This window comes from Acinetobacter sp. F16, from assembly GCF_052712855.1.
In genome coordinates, this window is the sequence record NZ_JBRATK010000003.1 from 121471 (window position 1) to 146898 (window position 25428).

20 protein-coding genes and 4 tRNA genes are annotated in these 25428 nt (G+C 42.9%); 14 read left to right on the top strand and 10 right to left on the bottom strand.

Going from position 1 to position 25428, the window contains the following annotated elements:
• Positions 1–8: 8 nt before the first annotated feature.
• From ACU0NF_RS02960 to ACU0NF_RS03020, 13 genes are all read left to right on the top strand, one after another.
• Positions 9–671 carry a ubiquinone biosynthesis accessory factor UbiJ gene (locus tag ACU0NF_RS02960; protein ID WP_445660078.1) on the top strand — a complete coding sequence of 221 codons (663 nt, stop codon included), beginning with the start codon at positions 9–11 and terminating at the stop codon, positions 669–671.
• 12 nt (positions 672–683) lie between these two features.
• Positions 684–2303: an ABC1 kinase family protein gene (locus tag ACU0NF_RS02965; protein ID WP_445660079.1), complete on the top strand. Its 1620-nt coding sequence runs from the start codon at positions 684–686 to the stop codon at positions 2301–2303.
• 428 nt (positions 2304–2731) lie between these two features.
• Positions 2732–4219 (top strand): hypothetical protein, encoded by a 1488-nt coding sequence (locus ACU0NF_RS02970; RefSeq protein ID WP_445660080.1) that lies wholly within the window; start codon positions 2732–2734, stop codon positions 4217–4219.
• Positions 4220–4538: 319 nt separating this feature from the next.
• Positions 4539–5618, top strand: a complete 1080-nt coding sequence (locus tag ACU0NF_RS02975; RefSeq protein WP_445660081.1) for a patatin-like phospholipase family protein — start codon at positions 4539–4541, stop codon at positions 5616–5618.
• A 256-nt stretch (positions 5619–5874) separates the two neighbouring features.
• On the top strand, positions 5875–6666 hold the full coding sequence (gene hisIE / locus ACU0NF_RS02980; protein ID WP_284065996.1) for a bifunctional phosphoribosyl-AMP cyclohydrolase/phosphoribosyl-ATP diphosphatase HisIE: 792 nt from the start codon (positions 5875–5877) through the stop codon (positions 6664–6666).
• Positions 6667–6676: 10 nt separating this feature from the next.
• On the top strand, positions 6677–8182 hold the full coding sequence (locus ACU0NF_RS02985; RefSeq protein WP_445660129.1) for a UvrD-helicase domain-containing protein: 1506 nt from the start codon (positions 6677–6679) through the stop codon (positions 8180–8182).
• Between the two features lie 30 nt (positions 8183–8212).
• Positions 8213–9580 carry an ATP-binding protein gene (locus ACU0NF_RS02990; RefSeq protein ID WP_445660082.1) on the top strand — a complete coding sequence of 456 codons (1368 nt, stop codon included), beginning with the start codon at positions 8213–8215 and terminating at the stop codon, positions 9578–9580.
• 367 nt (positions 9581–9947) lie between these two features.
• Positions 9948–12788 carry a monovalent cation/H+ antiporter subunit A gene (locus ACU0NF_RS02995; RefSeq protein WP_445660083.1) on the top strand — a complete coding sequence of 947 codons (2841 nt, stop codon included), beginning with the start codon at positions 9948–9950 and terminating at the stop codon, positions 12786–12788.
• 1 nt (position 12789) lies between these two features.
• Positions 12790–13155: a Na+/H+ antiporter subunit C gene (locus ACU0NF_RS03000; RefSeq protein WP_131267927.1), complete on the top strand. Its 366-nt coding sequence runs from the start codon at positions 12790–12792 to the stop codon at positions 13153–13155.
• Complete coding sequence (locus ACU0NF_RS03005) at positions 13155–14963, top strand: monovalent cation/H+ antiporter subunit D (protein ID WP_445660084.1); 1809 nt, start codon at positions 13155–13157, stop codon at positions 14961–14963. Before ACU0NF_RS03000 ends, ACU0NF_RS03005 begins: the two co-directional genes overlap by 1 nt.
• Before the next feature lie 2 nt (positions 14964–14965).
• Positions 14966–15487 (top strand): Na+/H+ antiporter subunit E, encoded by a 522-nt coding sequence (locus ACU0NF_RS03010; RefSeq protein ID WP_445660085.1) that lies wholly within the window; start codon positions 14966–14968, stop codon positions 15485–15487.
• Positions 15484–15759, top strand: a complete 276-nt coding sequence (locus ACU0NF_RS03015) for a monovalent cation/H+ antiporter subunit F (RefSeq protein ID WP_171532500.1) — start codon at positions 15484–15486, stop codon at positions 15757–15759. The genes ACU0NF_RS03010 and ACU0NF_RS03015 overlap by 4 nt, the downstream gene beginning before the upstream one ends.
• Before the next feature lie 11 nt (positions 15760–15770).
• The gene (locus ACU0NF_RS03020; RefSeq protein WP_445660086.1) at positions 15771–16172 is read left to right on the top strand and encodes a Na+/H+ antiporter subunit G; all 402 of its coding nucleotides are present in this window, start codon (positions 15771–15773) and stop codon (positions 16170–16172) included.
• A gap of 149 nt (positions 16173–16321) precedes the next feature.
• Here ACU0NF_RS03020 and ACU0NF_RS03025 read toward each other — a convergent pair whose 3' ends face one another.
• The 10 genes from ACU0NF_RS03025 to tpiA form a co-directional block, all read right to left on the bottom strand.
• Positions 16322–16726 (bottom strand): ribosome-binding factor A, encoded by a 405-nt coding sequence (locus tag ACU0NF_RS03025; protein WP_131267933.1) that lies wholly within the window; start codon positions 16724–16726, stop codon positions 16322–16324.
• Positions 16726–19431, bottom strand: coding sequence for a translation initiation factor IF-2 (gene infB, locus ACU0NF_RS03030; RefSeq protein WP_445660087.1), 2706 nt, complete (start codon positions 19429–19431; stop codon positions 16726–16728). Before infB ends, ACU0NF_RS03025 begins: the two co-directional genes overlap by 1 nt.
• Before the next feature lie 10 nt (positions 19432–19441).
• Positions 19442–20926, bottom strand: a complete 1485-nt coding sequence (gene nusA, locus ACU0NF_RS03035) for a transcription termination factor NusA (protein WP_131383749.1) — start codon at positions 20924–20926, stop codon at positions 19442–19444.
• A gap of 39 nt (positions 20927–20965) precedes the next feature.
• On the bottom strand, positions 20966–21490 hold the full coding sequence (rimP, locus tag ACU0NF_RS03040; RefSeq protein WP_445660088.1) for a ribosome maturation factor RimP: 525 nt from the start codon (positions 21488–21490) through the stop codon (positions 20966–20968).
• A gap of 211 nt (positions 21491–21701) precedes the next feature.
• Positions 21702–21778, bottom strand: a tRNA-Met gene (locus ACU0NF_RS03045).
• Between the two features lie 92 nt (positions 21779–21870).
• A tRNA-Met gene (locus ACU0NF_RS03050) sits at positions 21871–21947 on the bottom strand.
• Positions 21948–22018: 71 nt separating this feature from the next.
• Positions 22019–22095 (bottom strand) — tRNA-Met (locus ACU0NF_RS03055).
• Positions 22096–22142: 47 nt separating this feature from the next.
• Positions 22143–22227, bottom strand: a tRNA-Leu gene (locus tag ACU0NF_RS03060).
• 53 nt (positions 22228–22280) lie between these two features.
• Complete coding sequence (gene secG, locus ACU0NF_RS03065; RefSeq protein WP_086193057.1) at positions 22281–22610, bottom strand: preprotein translocase subunit SecG; 330 nt, start codon at positions 22608–22610, stop codon at positions 22281–22283.
• 13 nt (positions 22611–22623) lie between these two features.
• The gene (gene tpiA, locus ACU0NF_RS03070; protein WP_445660089.1) at positions 22624–23415 is read right to left on the bottom strand and encodes a triose-phosphate isomerase; all 792 of its coding nucleotides are present in this window, start codon (positions 23413–23415) and stop codon (positions 22624–22626) included.
• Positions 23416–23696: 281 nt separating this feature from the next.
• Between tpiA and pilB the strand changes: the two genes are divergently transcribed.
• Positions 23697–25409 carry a type IV-A pilus assembly ATPase PilB gene (gene pilB, locus ACU0NF_RS03075; RefSeq protein ID WP_445660090.1) on the top strand — a complete coding sequence of 571 codons (1713 nt, stop codon included), beginning with the start codon at positions 23697–23699 and terminating at the stop codon, positions 25407–25409.
• Positions 25410–25428 lie beyond the last annotated feature (19 nt).

Sequence of the window (25428 nt, forward strand, 5' to 3'; positions counted from 1 at the left end):
TTTATGCTATGTGGTCGATTCTGGCACTTGGTGCAGTTGAACGATTAATTCATCATGTGATTGATCTGGATGCGATTACTCGTATCCAGTTGAATGAGCTGCAAGGGAAAATGTTGCGGGTGGTGATTGAGTCACCGCAGCTGTCTGTCGACGTGTTCTTTGACCAGAACAAAGTTCGCTTAGAACCGACAATCACGGGTCAAAGTGATACGCCCTCCATCTTCGAACAACGTCCATTCGATAAAAATGAACAGATTTCTGAAGCAACGGCGACTTTACAGGTTAAAAATGTGGTCGAGCTTCTGAAGCTGTTACTGGCGGATGATGTCGGCAATATTCCGCTACAAGGGGACTATCACCTGTTACAGGATATTCAGCGCATCATGAAACAGACTGAACCCGATTTGGCTGCACATTTAAGTCCGTGGATTGGTCCGAGTCTGGCACATGAACTGGGTAAGATTCAACTTGCACCGAAATATTTAAAACGCACGCTGGAAAGCTATGCGTTCTTTGCTGAAGATGCATTAAAAGAAGATACAGGTCTGTTTGCCCCACGCTGGCAAATGGATGATTTAAACCATGACACTCGAATTTTTAATCAAAATTTAGATCGTGCTGAAGCTAAAGTTCAGCAGCTTCAGACACAGATTGATTCAACTCAAGATTAGGCACACGCATTTATGATTCCGCACGTTTCACGTTTACTTGAACTTTGGCGCATCGCCGCGCACTATAGACTCGACACGTTGTTTCCTGCGGAAGAATTACCTGAAAAAGCCCGTCATATTTTAAGCCTGATTCGCATGCACCCTGCGGCATGGTCCAGCCGTGAACGTAAAAACCCACTGAAGCTGAAAGAAGCTTTAGAGGATATGGGACCGTTAGCGATCAAGCTTGGACAATTGCTCTCGACCCGCCGTGACTTGATTCCACCAGAAGTCTTACAACAACTGGTCCTACTACAAGATCAAGTTAAACCTTTTGACAACAATGTTGCCAAAATGCGTATTCAGGAATCATTGAAAGCCGATGTAAATACCCTATTTGCCCGTTTTGACACTCAACCGCTTGCCGCAGCGTCCATTGCTCAGGTACATACCGCAGCATTGCATGATGGCCGTGAAGTAGTGGTGAAAGTCACCCGCCCCAACATTCGTCAGCAAATTTTACAAGATTTCGAGATTCTCGACTGGTTAGGTGCGGCCTTAGAAAAACGTCTGGAAGCAGCACGCGCATTACATCTTTCTGAAATTATTCAGGACTATCGTCAAATCATTCTGAATGAACTGAATTTGACTTTAGAAGCGGATAATACTCGTCGCATGCGTCATTACTTCACAGGCTCAAGCATGATGTATGTGCCGGAAGTGTATATGGACAGCAAAGATGTGATGGTCGCTGAACGCATCACCGGTGTTCCAATTTCCGACATTACCACTTTTGACCGCATGGGGATGAATCGGGCGGACTTGGCAGAAAAAGGCTTAACCATTTTCTTTACCCAGGTGTTCCGTGACAACTTCTTCCATGCCGACATGCATCCCGGTAACGTATTTGTCGAAACCATTAATCCAGCCAATCCACGCTTTATTGCACTGGATTGCGCTATTATGGGCGAGCTGTCCAAGCACGATCAAATGACCGTGGCACGGATGTTACTGGCAGTGATGAACAGTGACTTTATGCAGCTAATTCTGGTGGTACATCAAGCCGGCTGGATTCCACCGGGTACAGATCAGGATGCTTTAGCGCGTGAAATGCGTCGTACTGTGGGGCCAATGGTATCCAAACCAATGCATGAATTGGATTTCGCTGGCATTCTCATTCAAGTCATGGATATCGCCCGTCGTTTCCATCTGGAAATTCCACCACAATTAATGTTATTGCTGAAAACATTGGTACATGTAGAAGGTTTGGGAACAGACCTCTACCCCGAATTAGATATCTGGAAACTGGCGAAACCGATCCTGACCGACTGGATTAAAGCGCAAATGAATCCACAGAAGAATCTGAAAGAATTGGGACAAAAAATTCCTGATCTTCTGCTGGGTGCCCAAGACTTGCCAAGCTTGATGATCGACAGTTTAAACGGTCTAAAAAACCAGTCAGCTTGGCATGCTAAACAGTTGCATGAATTACAAAGCATGCGTTTGCAAATGGAAAACCAGCAAAAACGCAGCTGGATTTTCGGCAGCCTCATGGCCATTTTCTTATCCATCGCAATTATTACCCCTTGGTATGTTTCGATTCTTTTGATTGCATTCTCAAGCTTGCTTGCGGTTTGGAGAGTGTTTAAATAAAGGGAAGCCTTCATTAAATCTTTTAAAAATAATTAAATATATTCTTGTTTAAGGCTATTTCGATCATTGTATCGAAATAGCCTTTTATTTTAATATATGGATATTATTAAAATCATTTACAGTATTAAAATTGATAAAAAACCAATAGATCCATTTCTTTATTTTATAATTTTTTGTTTTATGGTTAATAAAAAAATTATTTAACTAAAAATTAAAACACCATTTTTATTTAAATTAAAAAAAACAGTATGAAATAATAAAAAATAACAATTAGATATAGCTTACCAGACATAAGATGAACAAAAATTAAATTTTTAAAATAAGATAAATGTAACTTTAAAAATTAATAGATATATATATCAACACGTATTTTGATCTATTTTTTTGATATAAGAGAAAGAATAACAATAATAGTAGGATAATAAAAAATGTTAAATAAAATTCCAAAAAATCATGTTTTTACAATTGTTCTTTCAAGTTTTTTAACTGCTTGTGGTGATGGAAGTGACAATACACAAAGTAGCAATTTCACCCCTACAACCATTAGTGGTACTGCAGTAGACTTTTATTTAAAAGATGCTGATATAAAATTTGATGACTGTGAAAATACCTCTATAAAAACAGATGCAAATGGTCATTTTTCATTTACCACAACCGCTGCTTGCTCTGAGTCTGCTCTCACCATTACTGGTGGTATGGATATTGGTACGAACCTCCCATTTACGGGCACATTAAAATTTAAAAAAATAGATTTAAAAAATTTAAAAAATGGAATACTGGTGGTTAGTCCTTTAACATCATTAGAATATTTTTTAGAAAAAGTCGGACAATCTAATCAATTAAATACAATTTTAAAAAATTTAGCTTTGAATAATATTAACAATATTTCACAATTTGATCCGACAAAAGATGGTGATGCTCATACGATAGCTGTGGTATTTATTTTCCAACAGCTTGCAACTCAAATTGAGGATCGCCTACAAACAATTAATAATGATAATGGCTCAACTGCGTTTACGCAGGAACAAGCGGCTCAAATCACTTTTGATGCATTGATTAGTCAATTGTCAACTCAACCCTTATTTACAGCAGACTCGGCTAAAATTGACTCTGAGGTATTAAAAAGTATTATTAATAAGGCGATTGATATTGCAAAAGCCCAAATGAATGATCCAAATAACACGATAGATCCAACTTTTACAGATCAAGTGAGCAATAACATCATTGCGGTTTCAAATGCAATTGATAGCATTGCTCAGAATGGCGGAACAGGTGCTAATTTATTATCAAAATTGCAAAAAAATCCTGGTTTACTTCAAACCCTTACTGAAACTTTGAAATCACCTGTATATAGCGACTTCTTTTTAGCAAATTACGATATTGCTGCCCTTAAAGCTTCCAGTGAAACTAACCCATTAAACATCAATTCTAAAAATCTGAGTGATACTCTAGCTGTACAATTTAGGTTAGCAAATGCAAAATCAGAATTAAATGACACAGTCACTCTCGCCTTCACATTAAATGGAGCTAATAGTGCATATCACGAGAATTTAAATATAATTTTTAACAATATTCAGGTTAAATTTAATAATCAAGGCTCAATTGTTTCAGCAAAAATACTTAAGAATACAGTTATTAATGTTTCTTCATCTTCAAGAAAAATTCAGCAGCTTCAATTCAGTGTTCCCGAAGATATTATAATCAGCTCTAATGGCAAGATTTTTTTAAACGATTTAATTCCCATTAATAGTTATATCAATACTTTACCTATTGGCAGTCTGGTCCAGGTAACTGCTTATATAGTCCCCAGCACTTATACAATTAATCCCCAACTCCATCTATCACAAGAAAGAACCACTATCGGTAATTTAACACTCAAGGGGTCTGCATTGACTGGTTATTTTAAATTAAGTTAATTGATGATAATCCAGTATTTAAGCTGGATTTTTTACTTCTGCAATAAAAACTATTTTAGTGAGATGGCTATTTTATAGCCATCTCCGGTTTTTATAGAATGGCATAACTGCCTCAAGACTCGATAAGCGCTATAGCCTTGCATCCTTAGGTGTGCAATTTAAGGGCTTCTAAGCCATTAAAGAGCTGAATAACTTCGGATTTCTATTTATGGTTTTAAGTATGCAATGACTGATCAGTCAGCAACTGATGACTCTCGCCATTGGGTCTTGAGACACATCGCTTAAAATAAGCGCACACTTGTCTTGTATTGATTCTGCCATGACCCAGATTTTGCAAAAACGTGCGCCTGCATTAAACTTACGTGCAGGTCATCTCGCACGCCAACTGATTGAGAAAGAAGGTTTACAGGCAAGCTTTGTCGACATTATTCCCGGCGCTGCAGGCGGCCCAAAAGGCATTGGCATTCAGGGTCTGGATCAGGCCATTTTTGGCGATTTCTTGATCCAGGCACCGCAGCGTAGAACACTGATTGGGTCATCCATTGGTAGCTGGCGATTTGCTAGTATTTTAGCCTGGGGTGCAAAGAAAGGGACTGAACGTCTTTCAGAACTTTATACCAACCTGTATTTTCATAAAAAAATGTCCCGTCACGATGTCGGCAATATTTGCAAAGACATGTTGATTGATCTGATCCAAGGCAAAGAACAACAATTGGTTGATCATCCGGACTATCATCTTGCGGTGATTTCAATTAAAGCCCAACATATTTTTCAGAGCGATCACTCCCTGCCCTTACTGGCCTCTGTGGCTGGCATTATTGGCAGTAATGCACTTGGTCGTAAACATAACCGCCTGTTTATGCAGCGCGTGATCAGTCAGCCTGAAATTGGTACACAGTTTAAAGTAGAGGATGACTTTGTGACCCATTATCAAACTTTAAATAGTACCAATGTCACGCCTTGGTTGATGGCTTCCGCATCTATTCCAGGTGTCATGGCAGCGATTCGTGATATTCCCGATGCGCCCCAAGGCAGCTACCGTGATGGCGGTTTAATTGACTATCACATCGACCTGCCTTTTGAGAGCCAAGGGATTGTGCTGTATCCGCACTTTAGCGACCGCATTACCCCGGGCTGGTTCGATAAAATGTTTAAAAAGCGTCAAGCCAACCCTGAAAATCAGGCACGAACTTTATTACTTTCGCCTTCACCAACGTATTTGCAATCGCTGCCCCTCGGACGTCTGCCCGATCGTAAAGACTTCACCTTAAAAGGTTTAGATCAGAAACAGCGTATTCAAATGTGGAACCAGTGCGTGGCGGAAAGTCAGCGCCTGGGCGATGAATTTTTGGAAATGGTAGAAAAACAAAACTTGCCGCAATTTATCCAGGATTTATAAAACCGCTTTGAGCTCAGCCGATCCATGGATGGGCTGAAGGTTCACTGGCCTGTTTCAATCATTTGGTTTTTAATTGGTTTTTGCTTATAAAAACAAAAAAGTACATTTACACGAAAAAAATATGCAACTTTTTGATGAGCAAAGCAAATGATCAAGGGTATATTTTTTTCTCAAACAGGCACGAATCACGTACACTATGTAGCTGCGATTTTAATTCGCTCTTTTCCATTTTGAATATATTTTTGGTGAAATTCTCATGAACAACGTGCAATGGCTCGATGAAGTAAAATTTAACGAACAAGGTCTAATTCCTGCCATTGCACAGCATCATCAAACCGGCCGTGTGCTCATGGTCGCATGGATGAACCGTGAAGCTTTGGCCTTAACTGCAGAAAAAAACCAGGCGGTTTACTTCTCGCGTTCACGCCAAAAATTGTGGCATAAAGGCGAAGAATCTGGCCATTTCCAGACCGTGCATGAAATCCGTCTAGACTGTGATGCGGACGTGATTGTGTTGCAAATTGAACAACATGGCGGCATTGCCTGTCATACCGGTCGTGAATCGTGTTTCTATCGTAAACTCACGCCAAATGGCTGGGAAATTGTCGATGCACAATTGAAAGATCCAAGCCAGATTTATGCGGAAAAATCTGCCCATTCAAATAATCCACATACGCTGGCCATGAATGCCTCAGCTGCTCAATCTGAACAGGTCGAAGTGCTGGATTATTTAGGTCAGATGATGACCGAGCGCAAAGCGGCAGATCCAGATTCCTCTTATGTGGCAAAGCTGTATCACAAAGGCTTAAACAAGATTTTAGAAAAAGTCGGTGAAGAAAGCATTGAAACCATCATTGCAGCCAAAGACTTTAAAGCTGAAGCGAATGAAGACAATAAAAACGACCTGATTTATGAAGTGGCCGATTTATGGTTCCACACCATTGTCATGCTTGGCTATTTCGATCTTGAACCGCAACTGGTTTTAAACGAACTTGCGCGTCGCCAAGGCTTATCCGGATTGGTTGAAAAAGCCAACCGTCAGCACTAAGCCGATGACTGTGTCTAATTCGCAAAAACCGAGCGCAACCTATGAGCAAGCCATTGCCATAGACAATGCGCGTTTGGGCAAATCTTTTAAAGTGATTGCTTATGCAGGCACAGGTAAAACCACCACTTTGCAAATGATCAGTGATGCCATGCCCGAGCGGCGTGGCATGTATCTGGCATTTAACAAAGCCATTGCTAGTGAGGCGCAAAGTAAATTTCATCGTGGGGTCGACTGTCGTACTTTTCACTCGCTGGCTTTTCGCAGTGTTCCGCGTGGCGTGACCGACAAACTGCGTTTACCGCGTTTAAGTCCAAGTTTTATCGCCAAGGAATATCGGCTGCAACCGATCACCCTGCGCCGGATGATGGGTGGACGTTATGAAAAATACGTGATGATGCCGAGCCGTCTGGCCAGTCTGGTGGCCAATGCGGTCAGTTACTTCTGTTCGACCAGTTCACAATATCCTGCGCCACGTCATCTTCAGGCGCCAAGCTGGTTACATCCAGATGATATTGATGAATTGCAAAAGCATCTTTATCCCGCAGTTGAACGGCGCTGGTTAGAGTCAATTGACCAGAACCATCAGGCCGGGATTGGTCACGATATTTACCTGAAACTTTGGGCTTTGTCTGAACCGAATATTCCCACAGATTATGTGCTGTTTGATGAAGCGCAGGATGCCGACCCATTAATGCTGGGAATTTTACTGCGCCAACGAAATACCCAGGTCATTTATGTCGGCGATGCCCATCAACAGATTTATGCATGGCGCGGTGCAGTCAATGCCATGAAGCAGCTGCCCCTGCCTGAATCGCGTTTAACCACCTCATTTCGTTTCGGTGAGGAAATTGCCTTGAATGCCAATGCGATTTTGGGTGCTTTAAACGAAACCGTACCTTTGCTCGGCAATCCACATCTGCATTCCAAAGTCGTCAATAAACCGCATACCAAACAGCGCGATGCGATTTTGTGCCGGACCAATGCACGGGCGATGGAATTGCTGCTCGCCGGTTTGCTGCATGGTGAAAAAGTCAGTCTGCAAGCCGACCATGTCAAGCTGAACCGTTTTGTCGATGCTGCCAGCATGCTGAAACAAGGTCGCCGTGTCACCGATGTGCCTGAACTGGCCTGGTTCAATTCATGGCATGACGTGCATGAATACTGTGAAACCAATGATGGCAGTGACATTAAACCGTTAGTGAAACTGGTCGATGATCACGGTACCGATCCGCTCAAAAGAGCTTTAGCCCAAATTACCCCGATTGAGCATGCCGACTATATTATTTCGACTGCGCATAAAGCCAAAGGTCTGGAGTGGGATCGCGTACATATCGAAGATGACTATCAATTTAAGATCAATGAAAAAGATCATAAAATTAGTGACGAAGAGTTAAGATTACTTTACGTTGCCTGCACACGTGCTAAAGTAAGTTTAAATATTCACCACATTTACGATTTGGTGCAACAACTGAAAAAGCAGATGCCATTATCGCTGCGTAAAGCTGTGGGAGAATAATTTCAGCTCATTTCGCAATGCAGGTGTTTTATGAAAATCGAATCCGTTCAACTCAAGCATGCCCTTCATTTTGCTGACCTCAAGCTGAAATTTAATGACAAACCCATCACCCTGATTCTGGGCGATCAAGGTTCGGGCAAAACCGCGATTTTAAAATTCACTTATCAGGCACTGACCTGGTTTGCAGCGCGCTATAAAGACTTTCGTGCTGCGGGCGTGGTGATGCATGATCAGGACATCATGTTCACGCGGCTGCAATCCAAAATTGATATTCGGGTTCGTATTCCCAATGATATTGGCACTTTAACCCAAGCCAGTGAACCGCAAGACAAAGCACTTTCTTACTGCGATTGGCAGCTGTATAAAACTTTAAATAGTCATGGCATAGGCACCAGCAAAGCCGAAACCCAGCAATTGGAAAACTTGGTCGAGCTTTATCACAATGCAATCAAACATGACCAGCTGCAAGGCTTGCCTTTAATTGCCTATTACCCGGCAGAACGTTTTGTCAATGAAATGAATATTCAGAGCAAGAATAATCCTGCCGTTTTTCAGACTTCATACGCCTATGAAATTTCCACTATTCCTTACACCACGTTTAACCGTTTTTTTGAGTGGTTTCGTGAAATTAGTGATATTGAAAATGCTCAGATTGCACAGTTATTTCAACAGTTGCTGTCCAATCCCTCTGTTCAGAAAAATAGAGACAATGACTTCCTGCAACAACTGGTCAATGCCCAAAAACAGATGAACGCACCCAGCCTGGATGCTTTAAAACAGGCTTTAAACACGGTCATTCCTGCATTAGACGATATTTACATCCAGTACCAGCCTAAATTGCAGTTAATGGTCAGCTACCAAGATAAAATCATGCTCTATCAGCAACTTTCCAATAGCGTTAAAAACTGGATTGCCCTGGTCGGTGATATTGTGCGCCGTCTATGCTTGCTCAATCCGAACAGTTTGTATCCCTGCCTTGAGGGAGATGGGATTTTATTGATTGATGCGATTGATCACCAGCTTGATCAAAATACCTCGCAAGTCATTTTACAGCGCTTACATCAGGCTTTTCCGCGTCTGCAGATTATTGCGACCGGAAACCGGACTGAACTACTGGAACATGCCGCTGAATATCAATGTTTAAAACTGGAAAATAAACAGGTCTTTGATATGCAGCTGCAACCCTTGCAAGACAAGTTTGATACGATTTATGAGAACCTGGTGTTTAATGAAGAAGTGATTGAAGCTGATAGCTTGCTTGAACCGGAAGTAGAAAGCGTTACGCCACAAACTCTCTTACAACAGATTCAACAGCATTTAAGCACGGAACAACAAACCGAATTGCGCCAGTTAATGGATCAGTCAGATGATACTTCTTCATCGCATCCCCTGTCATAATCCAAAATATTGAATATCATTCAAAACAGATTCAATATTTTTAAAGCGCTATTTTCAGGAATCATTGTTAAGTGTTCATCTGTTTAAACACTCGACGCCCAGAAAGAATGGATAAGCGTATAATAGTTGCGTGTGCGCAAAAATAATTGATGTTGTTTTACTCATGTAATAATATCGAGTATATTTAAAGTTTTATAGTAAAATCCGATTTTACTATCGCTTTTTTCAAGTTGCGCAACACAGCTTGTTCTTTCGTATTTTTTAATTTGGCTTTCAAGATTGAGAAGTTTGGATGGTTCTTTGCTGTCCTGTAATCCTTGAAAGATGAAATTCACCCTTGGGTTTTTTACAAACCTGATTCACGACAATGGATATGAGTGTGCTACCGATTATTATATTGTTACCGTTAGTATTGGGCACTACCCTTGTCTCGTGGCTGAAGCAATTTTCACGCGGGGCAACGGCTCTAGCGGCTATTGGAGTCAGTTTAAGTAGTCTGATCTTATTACTGACTCAAGCAAAACATGTGTTTAATGGCGGAACAATCACCCAAACCTGGGCCTGGTTACCTCAGTTAGGTATCGATTTAAGCTTCCGTATGGATGCCTTAGGCCTACTGTTTTCTTTGCTGATTAGCGGTATCGGTACCCTCATTTACATTTATGCCTATTATTATTTAAGCCCTAAAAGCTCCCTGAGCAAATTGTATATATTGCTGATGCTGTTCATGGCGGCAATGCTGGGAATATCACTTTCCAATAATTTAATTTTATTGCTTATTTTTTGGGAACTCACCAGTATTTCCTCGTTCCTTTTGGTCGGTTACTGGAATAATTACGAAGCTGCACAACGTGGTTCACGTATGGCACTCACCATCACCGGGATGGGTGGTCTGTCGATGCTCGGCGGCTTTATTCTGCTTGGTCAAATGACCGGGACTTATCAGATTGACCAGATTTTAACAATGAAGGATCAGATTCAAAACCATTCATTGTTTGTTCCCGCCTTGCTGCTGATTTTAATGGGCGCATTTACCAAAAGTGCCCAGTTTCCGTTTCATTTTTGGCTACCCAATGCCATGGCAGCACCGACGCCTGTATCGGCGTATCTGCATTCGGCAACCATGGTCAAAGCGGGGATTTTCCTGCTGGCACGCTTTACCCCCATTTTTGTCGGTGCCGCGCTTTATCATAATATTGTGACTTTTGTGGGGCTGTTTACCCTGTGTATGGCGGCGTTTTTTGCCATTTTTAAAGAAGATTTAAAAGGCTTGCTGGCCTATTCCACCATCAGCCATTTAGGTTTAATTGTCTGCCTGTTGGGGATTGGATCACCACTCGCGATTGCCGCAGCCATTTTCCATATTATTAACCATGCGACCTTTAAAGCCGCATTGTTCATGATTGCCGGAATTATTGACCATGAAACCGGAACCCGCGATTTACGCAAGTTAAACGGAATCTGGCAACTGCTGCCGTTTACCGCAACCCTGACCATGATCACTGCAGCCTCGATGGCGGGTATACCACTGACCAATGGTTTCTTGTCTAAAGAGATGTTCTTTACCGAACTCCTGGCCAATCTTTCTGGTCCAGTGATGATTTTCTCGGCGGTAATGGCAACACTGGCAGGAATCTTTGCTGTGGCTTATTCAGTGCGTTTGGTTCACGGGGTATTTTTCGATGGCCCGCTGGGACCCAAAGTCCCCAATCAAGATGTGCATGAACCGCCTTTTGGCATGCGCGCACCTGCGCTTCTGCTTGCGGTTTTATGTATTCTGGTCGGTCTGGCCCCTGCGCTTTTGGTTGAAAACATTGTCAATTCAACTGCGCGTGCCAGCACCCAACTGCCTGACTTTACCGGTACACATTTAGCTATTTGGCATGGCTTTAATCTGCCTTTAGTGATGAGTATCATTGCGCTGTTGGGAGGAATCATTTTCTATTTCGCTTTTGCCAAAAACGGTAGAATCCGCGAGATTGACCTTGATCCTGTACTGGGCAGATTCCAAGGCAGAATTCTGTTTGATTTATTCTTAAAGCATCTGTTACTCAATTCACGTAAGTTAAAACGTAAAACTGAAAATGGTTCGCTGCAAAGCTATTTAACCTGGATTGTATTATTTAGTGCGGCTTTGCTTGCCATGCCGCTGATCAATCAGGGGCTGACCACCGGTACCCGTGAATTAACCCATGCGCCTGCACTGGCCATTGTCCTGTGGCTGTTATTGTTCTCTGCCTGCTGGATGATGTTGTGGTTCCATCATGAACGGATTAAAGCGGTGCTGATTAGCGGTGCTGTCGGTTTAGTCGTCACCATGGTTTTTGTGACCTTGTCTGCACCGGATTTGGCTTTAACCCAAATTACTGTAGATGTGGTCACCACCGTACTCTTGCTGATGAGCCTGTCATTGCTGCCACAACTTACGCCTTATGAATCCAGCGTTTCGCGTCGTTGGCGTGATGCGATGATTGCCATTGGTGGCGGTCTCGGTATTGGCTGGATTAGCTGGTTAGTCTTGACTCGTGACCACAACTCGATTTCATGGTTCTTCATGCAGCAATCGATTCCACTCGGCGGTGGTACCAATGTGGTCAATGTGATTCTGGTCGACTTCCGTGGTTTCGATACCTTTGGTGAAATTACCGTCCTCGGTATTGCCGCCATTGGTGCTTTATGTTTGATGGATGGCATGCGTACCCACGGTACAACCATTACACAAGGCTTGACCTACCGCTTTAATCCATCTCCCTTGATGTTCCGGATTACTGCATCATGGGTTTTACCTTTGGCCCTGGTGGTGAGTTTATATATTTTCCTTCGCGGTCATAACTTACCAGGCGGTGGATTTATTGCCGGCCTGATTACCGCTTTGGCTTTAATCATCCAGTATATTGCACTGGGTCAAGATCAGGCAGAGCAAATGCTGAAAGCCCAATCCGGACGTTTATATGAAATCTGGATTGGTTCAGGTTTGATCATTGCAGGACTGACTGGATTAGGCGCCTGGTTCTGGGGACGTCCATTCCTCACCAGCGCACACGTTTACATCTCACCACCAATTTTAGGTGAAATGCATCTGGCTTCTGCTGCCTTATTTGACGTTGGAGTCTATGTCACTGTTGTCGGTGCAACCATGCTGATGATTTCGGTCTTAGGCGACTCACGTCACTCCAGCATGGCTGGCCCAGTACTCCAGGGAGAATAAAATGATCAGTATAGAATTTTTACTCGCCTCGGCTATTGGATTACTGGCTGCAACGGGAATTTATCTCATTTTACGTGCCCGTACTTTCCCGGTGGTTTTAGGCCTTGCCATGATTGGGTATGCAGTCAATTTATTCCTGTTCGCAATGGGACGGATTCAAGTCAATGCTCCGGCGGTTCTGACTGAAACCACTAAAGTCACCGACCCCCTGCCCCAAGCTCTGGTGTTAACCGCCATTGTGATTGGTTTTGCGACCACGGCTTTTATTGTGCAACTGGCTTTGCGCAGTCGTTATGAAACAGGCACAGATCACGTTGACGCTAAAGAAGATATTGTGCCGATTGACCCGCGTGAGGATCAGCCTTAATGAATGCTGTCATCCAGTTTTGGACTGAACATAGCCCTATTTTTAGTATTTTAATTCCAGCTTTTACTGCTTTTTTATTGGTTATTCTGGGGAATCCAGGCGCAGGCGCATTGTCTGGCGATTGGCGTCAACCTTGGCGTCGTGGAATTAGTTACGTTTCTTCAATTCTAGGTTTAGCCACCGCGATTGTTTATCTGATTTCGGCCAGCAGTGGTCAAATCAGCACCTATAATTTAGGTGAATGGTCTGCACCCTTCGGGATTGTGTTGGTTCTGGATCAACTCTCTGCATTAATGATCGTGCTGACATATGCCTTGGCGACCCCGATTTTATGGTATGCCAGCCATGAATGGGATATACGTGGTCGTTATTTCCATGCCATGTTCCATTTCTTGTTGATGGGCTTGTGCGGCGCATTCCTGACAGGTGACTTATTTAACTTATTTGTATTCTTTGAAATTTTGTTGATGGCCTCCTATGTGTTGCTGGTACACGGACAAGGCAAGGCACGCTTCCAACTCGGCATTCATTACGTCACCATTAACTTACTGGCCTCTGCGCTGTTCCTAATTGGACTTGGCATCATTTACGGCAGTGTCGGCAGTTTAAACATGGCAGATGTCGCACGCTTAATTCCCCTGTTAGAACCAGATCAGCATAAACTTGCCGTCGCGGGTGGCTTATTGTTATTTGTGGTATTCGGGATTAAAGCCGCCATGTTGCCGGTCGGTTTTTGGTTGCCGAAAACCTATGCCGTAGCAACCACACCTGTCGCAGCAATTTTTACCATTATGACCAAAATGGGCATCTATGCCATCCTACGTGTTAATGGCACCATCTTTGAAGATGATTTGAGCCACAGCATTTTGGCAAACTGGTTACTTCCGATTGGTCTAATCACCTCTCTCTACGGGGCAATTGGAGCGATTGGGGCAGAACGCTTACGTCGCTTCGTCGGTTTTATGATTCTGTCCTCAATCGGAACCATCTTGATCGCGATTTCACTGTTTAATACCTTGGCATGGGCGGCGGCACTTTATTATTTAGTCCATAGCACCTTGATTGGCGCTGCATTTTATTTGCTTTCAGGCTGGATTACGTCGCAACGTGGAATATTCAAGGACCATTTCAATATTGCACCACAAATGAAACAACATAAAGTGGTGTCATTGGTGTTCTTTTTAATTGCCTTGATGATGGCAGGTCTACCGCCATTTAGTGGCTTTTTGGGCAAAGTCTTTATCTTGCAGGCCACTTCACATTCACCTTATCAAATGGTGATTATTGCTGTGGTACTGATGGTCAGCTTACTCAGTATTATTGCCTTTACCCGAATTGGCTTTGTGCTGTTTTGGCGTGCTACAACCCCCGAAGACAATGCCACGACTGATGAGTTTAAAATCTATCAGGCTTTGCCTGAGCAATCGCCTGCACGAAATGACAAAACCATCTATTTACTGCTTTCAGGCTTAATTGTATATATGGTTTGTGCCAGTCCTATTCAGCACTATATGTTTAATACGGCTGAACAAATACAAAATAATGCCTTGTATGAAGGGATCATTCTGCATAAAGATAACCTTAATCAGGTGATTAGCGTTCAGCCTTATAACCCTGAAAACCTGCCTGAAACCAAATATGGGGGTGAAAGCGTAGATCCAAATGCCCATCTCATTCCTTATTTGATTTCTGAAGAGACTCTAAAAGGTGAACACATTTCAGAATATAAGCAGCGTCAAATTGAAGAGCAGAACATGCAGAAGGCGGTTCATCCGGATGAAGCCAAGCTTAAACCTAAGGAGCCTTAAACATGAAAAAAACATCGTTCTGGGAAAACTGGCTACCTCATCCATTTGTATCTGTGATGGTGGCTTTAAGCTGGATCATGCTGACACATAGCCTGGATGCTGCAACACTGCTTATGGCATTGCTCCTCGGGATTCTGATTCCGCGTCTGGTACAACCTTTTATTAGCCGTACTCCCGATATCAACTGGGTGTTGGCTTTAAAGCTGTTCTTTGTGGTGTTGTGGGATATCATTATTTGTAATATCAAAGTGGCTAAGCTGGTCCTTGGCCCGACACGCAACCTGCATCCCAAATGGTTTCGCGTGCCTTTAGAAACTCAGCATGAACAGGTCAATGTGTTGCTCGCACTGATTATTACGACCACACCGGGTACAGTTACTGCAGGAATTGACGATGCTCGTGGTGATATTTTGGTGCATGCCTTAAGCACGGATAATTCCGACACTGACATTATCGAAATTAAAAATCGTTATGAAAAAGTACTCATGGCTATTTTTGCTGTGGAATTAGGAGAAGATTCATGACTATTTTGCCTTATGCACTCGGCATATGTATGGTGGCCATCACCATCTCGATGTTTCTTTGCTTAGTCCGTTTAGTCATGGGTCCATCCATTGTGGATCGTCTTTTAGCCTTGGATACGCTGTTTCTGAATGCCACCTGCCTGGTGGTGATTCTTGGCATTTATTGGGCAAGCAGTTCCTTATTTGAAGGGGCTTTACTGGTTGCCATGCTGGGCTTCGTGTCTACTGCAGCCCTAGCCCGCTACTTTACTACTGGTCATGTCGTAGATTAGGAGAAACAGTAATGCAACTTGTGATGGAAATCCTGGTCTCAATTTTTTTAATGATTGGCTCATTTTTTATGTTGGTCGGTGGCATTGGTATGGTTCGCCTGCCCGATCTATTTATGCGTCTGCATGCTCCGACAAAATCCAGTACCTTAGGACTAGGCAGCTTTTTAATCGCTGCAATGATTTTTTCAGCATTTCACGGACGTTTTGGTTTTGCTGAAATTTTATTGACGCTGTTAGCATTCATTACCGCACCCGTATCTGCAAATTTAATGGCTCAAGCCGCTCTGCACTTGCGCTTACGCTCAACCAGTGGTGAAGTCCCAGAAGCTTTAGAACGTCCCTTACCTTGGCAACGAACCCGTCGTCGCCCGCCTGCTAAAGACAATAACGACTCCCATGATGATTTAAGCTAAACCGAGGCTAGGTTGTTTATTATTTTTTCAGCCCCTTGGCCATTTACAATTTAAATCCAGTCTACTGCATGCTCTGACCTCCATCCTGTCTGTAACAAGATTTCAGCATATAAAAAAGCCACCCGAAGGTGGCTTTTTTATTACATCAATTATTCATCATCTTGCTTTGCTTCAGCAGGCGGTAAATCCTTCACTGCTTCTGCAATCAGACCAAACATATAATTGCCGTAAGCATTGGTTTTGTCATAATGGAAACGCAAACGTGGCGTAATACGTGTCTTGATCCGACGACTCAATTCGTGACGCAAGAACCCAGATGCTTTGTTTAAAACATCTAGAGTTTCTTTATTTGCGGCTTCGCTTTGGTCATCACCAAGTTCACGACCCATTACAGTCACATAAACTTCGGCATATCCTAAGTCTGCGCTCACTTTCACCGCAGAGATGGTCACAAGACCACCTAAGCGTGGATCTTTAAGCTCTTGACGAATCAGTTCAGACAACTCGCGCTGAACTGTATCACCCATACGCTTAAGACGCTGACTACCCGCCATTAAAGACTCCGTTTAATCAATTGAACATCGTACACTTCGATCTTATCGAGTGCTTTGATGTCTTTATAGCCTTTCACCGCAAGACCACATTCCATACCGGCACGAACTTCTTCAACCACTTCTTTAAAGCGACGAAGAGATTCAAGCTCACCCTGGAACACAACCACGTCATCACGTAATACGCGAATCGGTTTGTTACGATGCAATACGCCTTCAAGAACCATACAACCAGCGGCTGCACCAAATTTGCTTGAGTGGAACACTTCACGTACTTGAGCAACACCCAGAATCGTTTCACGATGCTCAGGAGCAAGCTTACCGCTCATTGCCGCTTTCACGTCATCAATCAATTCATAGATGATGCTGTAGTAACGAATATCAATGCCGTCTGCATCAGCTTTTTGACGCGCAGTATTATCAGCACGTACGTTAAAGCCAAGTAGAACCGCTTCAGAAGATTCAGCAAGGGTAACGTCAGACTCAGTGATTGCACCAACGCCCGAACCGATTACACGTACACGAACTTCATCTGTTGCCAATGCTTGCAAGGCTACAGTCAATGCTTCCAAGGTACCGCGTACATCAGTTTTAAGTACAACGTTCACATAAGGAACATCTTTTTTGCCCATAGACGCCATGATGTTTTCAAGACGCATTGCAGATTGACGCTCAAGACGTTTTTCACGTTCGCGAGCCATACGTGCATCAGCAACTTCGCGTGCTTTTTTCTCATCGTTTACAACAAGAACTTCGTCACCCGCCATTGGCGCTTCAGGAAGACCCAGAATTTCTACTGGAATGGAAGGACCTGCCGATTTAATACGTTTACCGTTTTCATCTACCATCGCACGAACACGACCGTAAGATGCACCGGCAAGCACTAAATCACCTACATTCAATGTACCGTTTTGTACAAGAATAGACGCAACAGCACCGCGGTCTTTGTCTACACGCGCTTCAATTACAACACCTTGCGCAGCACCTTCTTCAGATGCTTTCAATTCAAGCATTTCTGACTGAATCGAAATAAGGTCAAGCAGTTCATCAATACCTTGACCAGAATGTGCAGAAACCATTGCCACAGGTACGTCACCGCCCCATTGTTCAGGCACGATTTCTTTGGTGGTCAATTCGTTTAATACGCGATCTGGATCAGCAGATTCTTTATCCATCTTGTTGATAGCAACAATGATTGGCGTACCTGCAGCACGTGCATGATCAATTGCTTCAGCAGTTTGTGGCATTACACCATCATCAGCTGCAACAACAAGAACCACGATATCAGTCGCTTTGGCACCACGTGAACGCATTGAAGTAAACGCTGCGTGTCCCGGTGTATCCAAGAAAGTGATAATGCCTTTATCCGTTTTAACGTGATATGCACCGATATGCTGTGTGATACCGCCAGCTTCGCCCGCAGCCACTTTGGTACGACGAATACGGTCAAGAAGCGATGTTTTACCATGGTCAACGTGACCCATGATCGTAACAACAGGAGCACGAGTGGTTTGAACGCCACGCGCTTCTTCAGCTGCTTCAAGTAAGTTATCTTCGGCTTGAGTATCAGAAACCAGAACTGGGTTATGACCCATTTCTTCAACCACAAGGGCTGCAATTTCTTGCTCAATGGCTTGGTTCTGAGTAACAAGCTCACCCATTTTCATGAGTGATTTGATCACTTCGCGAACCTTGATCGCCATTTTTGCAGCTAAGTCAGCAACAACAATGGTTTCGCCAATTTCAACATCATAAACTTGTTTTTTAACAGGTTTTTCAAAACCATGCTTATTGCCTTGGCTGGTTTTCAAACCACGTTTAGGCTGTTTACTGAAGCTTTGCTCTTCCTGACCACGACGTCCACCTTTTTTCGGTGCACGCGCAGTTGTTGTGTTGCCACCACGTTTAATTTCGCGGTCTTCTTTCGCAAATGAATCTTCATAAGCCTGGCCAACAAGACCTGCCGCCAATGGAGAATCATCGACAACACGAATCGTTGCAGTAGTATCTTCAGAGGTGTATTTCGAAGCCATTTGACGCATTTGTTCAAGCGTACGTTGTTGCGCTTCTTCTGCTGACTTGCGACGTGCTGCTTCTTCAACTGCTTTTAATTGCGCAGCTTGAGCTTCACGTAATTTTTTCTGTTCAGCTGTTTCAACTTGTTTAACCGTTTGTTTTACAATCGGTTTGTTGTTTGACTTGCGCTTCACAACAACAGCAGCTTTTGGTACTTCTTGCTTAGCCGTTTCTTGCTTAGCAGCAGCACGCATTGCTTCCAAAGCTTGTTTCGCTTTAGATACGCCTGTTTGAGGTGCGTCATCCGCTTTTTGCTCAGCATTAGCAGTAGATGCAGCTGCATTCTTGTCTGCCTGCGCTTTCGCTAAAGCTTCAGCTTTAATTTGTTCAGGATCTGGCTTAACAAATGTATGCTTCTTGCGAACTTCTACATTAATTGTTTTCGCCTTACCTGATGTACTGGCCACTTTAGCAGTACTGGTTGTTTTACGTTTCAACGTGATTTTTCCTGCATGCCCATCGTCTTGACCATGAAGTTTCTTCAAATGGTTAACGAGGGTATTTTGTTGTTCAGTGGAAATAATATCTTCAGCTTTACGTTGCGGTAAACCTGCGTCACGAACCTGCTCTAGGAGCTTCTCAACTGGACGTTCTACGCTGAGAGCTAACTCTTTAATCGACTTGTCCGTCATATATTTCCTCCTAGTTAAACCATGATTCGCGCGCTTTCATAATGAGTTGACCGGCTTTTTCAGCACCCAAACCTTCAATATCTTCAATATCGTCAGTCGCCTGGTCAGCCAAATCATCTACTGTTACCACACCGCGAGCTGCAAGTGCATACGCGATTTCCTGTGTCATCCCAGCCATTGCAACAAGTTCTGCACTTGGTTCTTGGATGTTTTCTTGTTGTTTTAATGCGTCTGCCAATGTAATTTCTTTCGCACGGCTTTGCAATAATTCAACAGTTTCAGCATCAAGTTCAATTTCATCGAATGTTTCAGCTGGAACGTAAGCAATCTCTTCAAGCGAAGTAAAGCCCATTTCAACCAAAGCCATTGCCAAATCTTCTTCAATATCAAGACGTGTTACAAACATGTCGAGGTATTGTTGAGCTTCATTTTGTTGACGCGCGTAGAATTCTTCTTCGAGCATCATATCCAATTTGTAGCCAGTCAATTCAGATGCTAAACGAACATTTTGACCTTGTGAACCAATGGCACGTGCCAACTGATCCGTTGCAGCAAAAATGATATCGGCGCTATGTGCATCTTCATCAATCACAATACTTGATACATCTGCAGGCTCTAAAGCACTTGCAATGTACTGTGCTGGATCATCAGACCATACCACCACATCAATACGTTCACCGTTCAATTCTGATTGTACTGCCTGGATACGTGTACCACGCATACCAATACAAGCACCAACAGGATCAATACGATGATCGTTCGTTTTCACAGCGATTTTAGCACGAACACCCGGCTGGCGTGCAGCTGCTTTAATTTCGATGATTTCTTCAGAAATTTCAGGAATTTCTTTCTTCATCAAAGCAATCAGCATTTCAGGACGCGCACGTGACAATAATAATTGTGCACCACGACCTTCACGGTTCACGCTATATAAAATGGCGCTCATACGTTGTTTCGGGCGAAGAATTTCTTTAGGAATCATCTCTTCACGAGCAAGATATGCTTCAGCATTTTCACCCAAGTCAATAATAAAGCCATCTTTGGTTTGTTTTTTCACTTCACCGTAGATGAGTTCACCGACTTTAGATTCGTAAGCATCAGCAATTAAAGCACGTTCAGCTTCACGAATTTTTTGCACGATCACTTGTTTTGCAATTTGTGCAGCAATTCGACCGAAATCAATCGATTCAACTTCAAGTTCACGAATGTCACCGATTGACCATTGTTCAGGGTCCAGATCAGAGATCGCATCCTGACATGCAGGCATTTCGTGATCTTCGTCCGCAACCACTTCCCATTGACGGAAAGTACGGTAATCACCGGTTTTACGATCGATTTCCACACGTAAACGTGCTTCTTCCGAGTGTGTGCCTTCGTAAAATTTCTTTTTAGTCGCAGCAACTAAAGCTTGTTCAAGCGCTTCAAAAATTGCATCACGACTTACACCTTTTTCGTTACTAACCGTTTCTACTACGGTAAGAATTTCACGAGCCATAAGTCACCTATTCGTTCAGATTCTTATTTATTGAATGAATTAATCTTGAAAGATCAAATTTGATTTGTCGATATTATGACTGTCGATTTCAAGTACTTGTTGTTTTTCAACTTCGACTTGAATGACTTCATTTTCAAGATCAACAGCAATGAGTTTTGCTTGAAATTTACGACGGTTATCTACAGCACTAATCAGACGTAAAGCAATTTGCTGTCCAATATACGCTGGCATTTGGTTAAGTTGAAAGAATGGTCGATCCCAACCCGGAGAAGATACTTCAAGTGAGTATTCGCCAGAAATTGGATCATGTACGTCAAGCATTGCGCCGACTTGCTGTGTTACGCGAACACAATCTTGAACGCCAATACCACGACCTTCTTCGAGCTCACCATCTTCATTCATGACAGGTTGCGTGTTGTTTTCGTTGGTTTTATCAATATAGATACGTAATAAAGAACGTTTACCCTGAGGAAGAAATTCGATTCCCCAAAGTTCTACATTACAAGCTTGCACTGCAGGAGCTATAAGATCTTGGAGTGCTTGAGTTTTATTTGATAGCTTCATTTACTCTCGTCATTGTTGTGCGATTCAATAGTCGCTGTGACCGGTTCAGACTAACTCAACTATATTAGTAGTGAAACATGACGATTTGACCAATGGATGTCGACACTACACGATAGCCAATAAAAAAGGGCGTAATCGCCCCTGTGTACACAGAAAAACCAAAGTCCACTGTGCAAAAAGGCCCACCATTTTTGTGAGCCTTTTAGAAACTTGGTAGCGGGAGCTGGATTTGAACCAACGACCTTCGGGTTATGAGCCCGACGAGCTACCAGACTGCTCCATCCCGCAACAACGTGCAAAAATTATATACAATTCACTGAGCATTTTCAATCAAAAACTGTTCAGTGGTTGCTTGATTAAGTTGCACCCTAATCAAAAAGTGGTAGCGGGAGCTGGATTTGAACCAACGACCTTCGGGTTATGAGCCCGACGAGCTACCAGACTGCTCCATCCCGCAACAACATGCAAAAATTAATCACCATTTAAATATTATTTAAATCGCCTACTTGGTTTGCTTCCAAGTAGTATTGGTAGCGGGAGCTGGATTTGAACCAACGACCTTCGGGTTATGAGCCCGACGAGCTACCAGACTGCTCCATCCCGCATCAACAGATTTGCTGCACAACACCAACTTATGTTCTGGATTACAAGTTGGTGCGGAAGGGGGGACTTGAACCCCCACGCCCGAAGGCACTACCACCTCAAGGTAGCGTGTCTACCAATTCCACCACCACCGCAGCTGTGTCGCATTCTAGTCGGATCAGGTCCAAAAAGAAAGGACTAAATCAGCTTATTCGCCTGTTTTCGGTGCGACTGGCGAAGTTTCATTCGAATTTGCCGGCGCAGTCGTGGTGGTTTGCACTGATTTCAAGCTATAAGCATCTGTAGTCTGTTTTTTGGCAAACACTGCTAAAGTTAAGCTGGTGACAAAGAATAAAGCGGTCAAAACGCCGGTTAAGCGAGTCATAAAATTCGCTGAACCTGAAGCACCAAATACAGTTGCAGCACCGCCACCACCAAATGATGCGCCTGCATCTGCACCTTTACCATGTTGTACCAGAATCAATACAATCATTAAAATGGCTAAGATAATATGTACTACCAGCACAAAAGTTTGCATGCTGAACTCCTAATTATTTTGTATTTGCAAAAGCCTGAGCTATTTTATAGAAAGACTCTGCATTTAAAGATGCACCGCCAACCAGCGCACCATTAATATCTGGACAGGCGGCCAACTCTACTGCATTTTCAGCCTTAACACTACCGCCATACAAAATGGCGATGCTTGGACCGAACGATGTAATTTGCGTTAAGCCTTCACGAATTTTGGCATGCATGGCCTGTGCATCTTCGGGTGAAGCTGTTCTGCCGGTGCCAATGGCCCAAATCGGTTCATAGGCAATCACAATTTTTTGCCACTGTTCAGCTTGAACCACCGCGGCAATATCACAGATTTGTTGCAATACCACCTGCTCTGCTTGACCATTTTCACGTTGTTCCAGGCTTTCACCTACACAGTAAATGATGGTTAATCCTGCATTTAAGGCATTTTTAACTTTTTCATTCAATATAGACGCAGTTTCGCCAAAGATTTCACGACGCTCTGAATGACCAATCAGTACAAAATCAATTTGATGATCTTTAAGAAGTTCAGCGCTCACTTCACCGGTATAGGCCCCCGTACCGGCAATACGCGAAACATCCTGCGCAACGCTATAAACAGATCGAACTGCACTTGCCAATTCCTGCTGAATACCGGCCAAGGCAAGCATACTAGGCGCAACACCTAAATGACAATTTTTTTCTTTAATTTCATTATTTTGCAATAATTCTTTAAAACCATTTACCAGCTCTTTGGCGTCTGCCTGCATTGGGTTCATTTTCCAATTGCCAACAACCCAAGGAGTAATAGCCGAACCCGACATACAGTAACCTATTAAAAACAATTCATTTAACCGCGCACATTCTACACGGAATTCAGTATTTTTTAGAAAATTTTCATATGGCTTTTTTTACGCTATGCTTAATTTTTGCAAGTCATCATCCTATTCTTGAGAAAAACTTCTGCATGTAATTACGACTGGTTCAAAGTTTTATCTGATATTAAGTAGATGACAACATTTTCAGATATGGTATTTTTATATAACAAAAGTATAATTTAAAGATACCAATTATAAACAAATTGATTGAGCAGGCATATTAAAGCATGACAGCACTACAAGGTTCACCAAGATTCACTGGTTTTATCCGCCGTTTGGTCGAAGATGGCTTAGTTTCTGCTGAAAACATGCAGAATGCAGTATTAAGTGCAAAAAAAGCCAATCAAGATATTGTTCCTTTTCTCATTGATCAGTTAAAAATTTCCTCTTTGGATATTGCAGAGAAAATTTCTCAAGAGTTTGGGGAACCGCTGTTCGACCTTAGTGTTTATGATCCGGCACAAATTATCCGTGAAGGAATCGATGAAAAACTGATTAGCAAACATCGTGTGCTGCCTATTTTTAAACGCGGCAATTTACTTTATGTTGCCACCAGCAATCCAACCAACATGGATGCCATGGATGCGATCCGCTTCAGTAGTAAAATGAATATTGAAGCGGTAATTGTTGAACATCAAAAATTAACAAAACTGATTGAACAAAACTTTGCTGAAGCAGATACGTTTGAATTCTCCGATGATGATATCGACTTAAATCTCGAGCAAGAAGATCTGAGTCAAAAAGAAGATGATGACAATGAGCAACAAGCGGATGAAGCACCGATTGTTAAATACATTAATAAATTATTGATTGATGCGATTCGTATGGGCGCGTCAGACTTACATTTTGAACCTTATGAAAAAAGTTATCGGGTTCGTTATCGCGTCGATGGTGTTCTACGTCAAATTGCCAACCCACCCTTGCAACTGGCAACACGTTTAGCTTCGCGCTTAAAAGTAATGTCGCAGATGGATATTTCTGAAAAGCGCTTACCGCAAGATGGACGGATTAAACTCAAACTTTCCAAAAGCAAAGCCATCGACTTTCGTGTCAACTCATTACCCACCTTGTTTGGTGAAAAGTTAGTACTGCGTATTCTGGATCCATCCAGTGCGATGCTGGGTATTGATGCATTGGGCTATGAACCCGAGCAAAAAGAGCTGTTTATGCAAGCGCTGGACAAACCTCAAGGCATGCTACTGATCACAGGTCCGACAGGTTCCGGTAAAACGGTTTCTTTATATACCGGTTTGAATATCCTCAATCGTGAAGATACCAATATTTCAACGGCCGAAGACCCGGTGGAAATTAATCTTGAAGGCATTAACCAAGTCAATGTCAATGCCAAAGTCGGCTTGACCTTCTCTGCTGCCCTCAAGTCATTTTTGCGTCAGGATCCTGATATTGTGATGGTCGGTGAGATTCGAGATTTAGAAACAGCAGAAATTGCCATTAAAGCCGCCCAGACGGGTCATATGGTGATGTCCACACTTCACACCAACAGTGCACCTGAAACATTGACGCGCTTAAGGAATATGGGTGTACCTTCCTTTAATATTGCCACCTCTGTAAACTTGGTGATTGCACAACGTTTAGCTCGACGTCTATGTCCACAATGTAAAATTCCTGCTGATGTTCCAGAACCCAGCTTATTAGAAATGGGATTTCGAGAAGAAGATCTTAAACACCCAGATTTTCAAGTATATCAACCTGTCGGCTGTTCAGAATGTCGGGAAGGTTATAAGGGTCGTGTCGGTATTTACGAAGTCATGAAAGTGACACCTGAAATTTCGAAAATTATTATGGAAGATGGCAATGCACTTGAAATTGCTGCAGCATCTTCAAGATCGGGGTTTAATAATTTACGTCGTTCAGGATTAATCAAGGTCATGCAGGGGGTGACTTCTCTTCAGGAAGTTAATCGTGTGACCAGCGAATAGATCAAGCATTTAAAAATAA

Bases quoted from the DNA above. Each gene is read 5' to 3' on its own strand.
- tpiA (WP_445660089.1), bottom strand. From the start codon at position 23,415: ATGTCGGGTTCGGCTATTACTCCTTGGGTTGTTGGCAATTGGAAAATG.
- ACU0NF_RS03020 (WP_445660086.1), top strand. From the start codon at position 15,771: ATGCAACTTGTGATGGAAATCCTGGTCTCAATTTTTTTAATGATTGGC.
- ACU0NF_RS03010 (WP_445660085.1), top strand. From the start codon at position 14,966: ATGAAAAAAACATCGTTCTGGGAAAACTGGCTACCTCATCCATTTGTA.
- nusA (WP_131383749.1), bottom strand. From the start codon at position 20,926: ATGGCTCGTGAAATTCTTACCGTAGTAGAAACGGTTAGTAACGAAAAA.
- ACU0NF_RS03025 (WP_131267933.1), bottom strand. From the start codon at position 16,726: ATGGCGGGTAGTCAGCGTCTTAAGCGTATGGGTGATACAGTTCAGCGC.
- ACU0NF_RS03005 (WP_445660084.1), top strand. From the start codon at position 13,155: ATGAATGCTGTCATCCAGTTTTGGACTGAACATAGCCCTATTTTTAGT.
- ACU0NF_RS02990 (WP_445660082.1), top strand. From the start codon at position 8,213: ATGAAAATCGAATCCGTTCAACTCAAGCATGCCCTTCATTTTGCTGAC.
- pilB (WP_445660090.1), top strand. From the start codon at position 23,697: ATGACAGCACTACAAGGTTCACCAAGATTCACTGGTTTTATCCGCCGT.
- ACU0NF_RS02995 (WP_445660083.1), top strand. From the start codon at position 9,948: ATGGATATGAGTGTGCTACCGATTATTATATTGTTACCGTTAGTATTG.
- ACU0NF_RS03000 (WP_131267927.1), top strand. From the start codon at position 12,790: ATGATCAGTATAGAATTTTTACTCGCCTCGGCTATTGGATTACTGGCT.
- ACU0NF_RS02975 (WP_445660081.1), top strand. From the start codon at position 4,539: ATGACCCAGATTTTGCAAAAACGTGCGCCTGCATTAAACTTACGTGCA.
- ACU0NF_RS02965 (WP_445660079.1), top strand. From the start codon at position 684: ATGATTCCGCACGTTTCACGTTTACTTGAACTTTGGCGCATCGCCGCG.
- infB (WP_445660087.1), bottom strand. From the start codon at position 19,431: ATGACGGACAAGTCGATTAAAGAGTTAGCTCTCAGCGTAGAACGTCCA.
- ACU0NF_RS03015 (WP_171532500.1), top strand. From the start codon at position 15,484: ATGACTATTTTGCCTTATGCACTCGGCATATGTATGGTGGCCATCACC.
- rimP (WP_445660088.1), bottom strand. From the start codon at position 21,490: ATGAAGCTATCAAATAAAACTCAAGCACTCCAAGATCTTATAGCTCCT.
- hisIE (WP_284065996.1), top strand. From the start codon at position 5,875: ATGAACAACGTGCAATGGCTCGATGAAGTAAAATTTAACGAACAAGGT.
- secG (WP_086193057.1), bottom strand. From the start codon at position 22,610: ATGCAAACTTTTGTGCTGGTAGTACATATTATCTTAGCCATTTTAATG.
- ACU0NF_RS02970 (WP_445660080.1), top strand. From the start codon at position 2,732: ATGTTAAATAAAATTCCAAAAAATCATGTTTTTACAATTGTTCTTTCA.
- ACU0NF_RS02960 (WP_445660078.1), top strand. From the start codon at position 9: ATGTGGTCGATTCTGGCACTTGGTGCAGTTGAACGATTAATTCATCAT.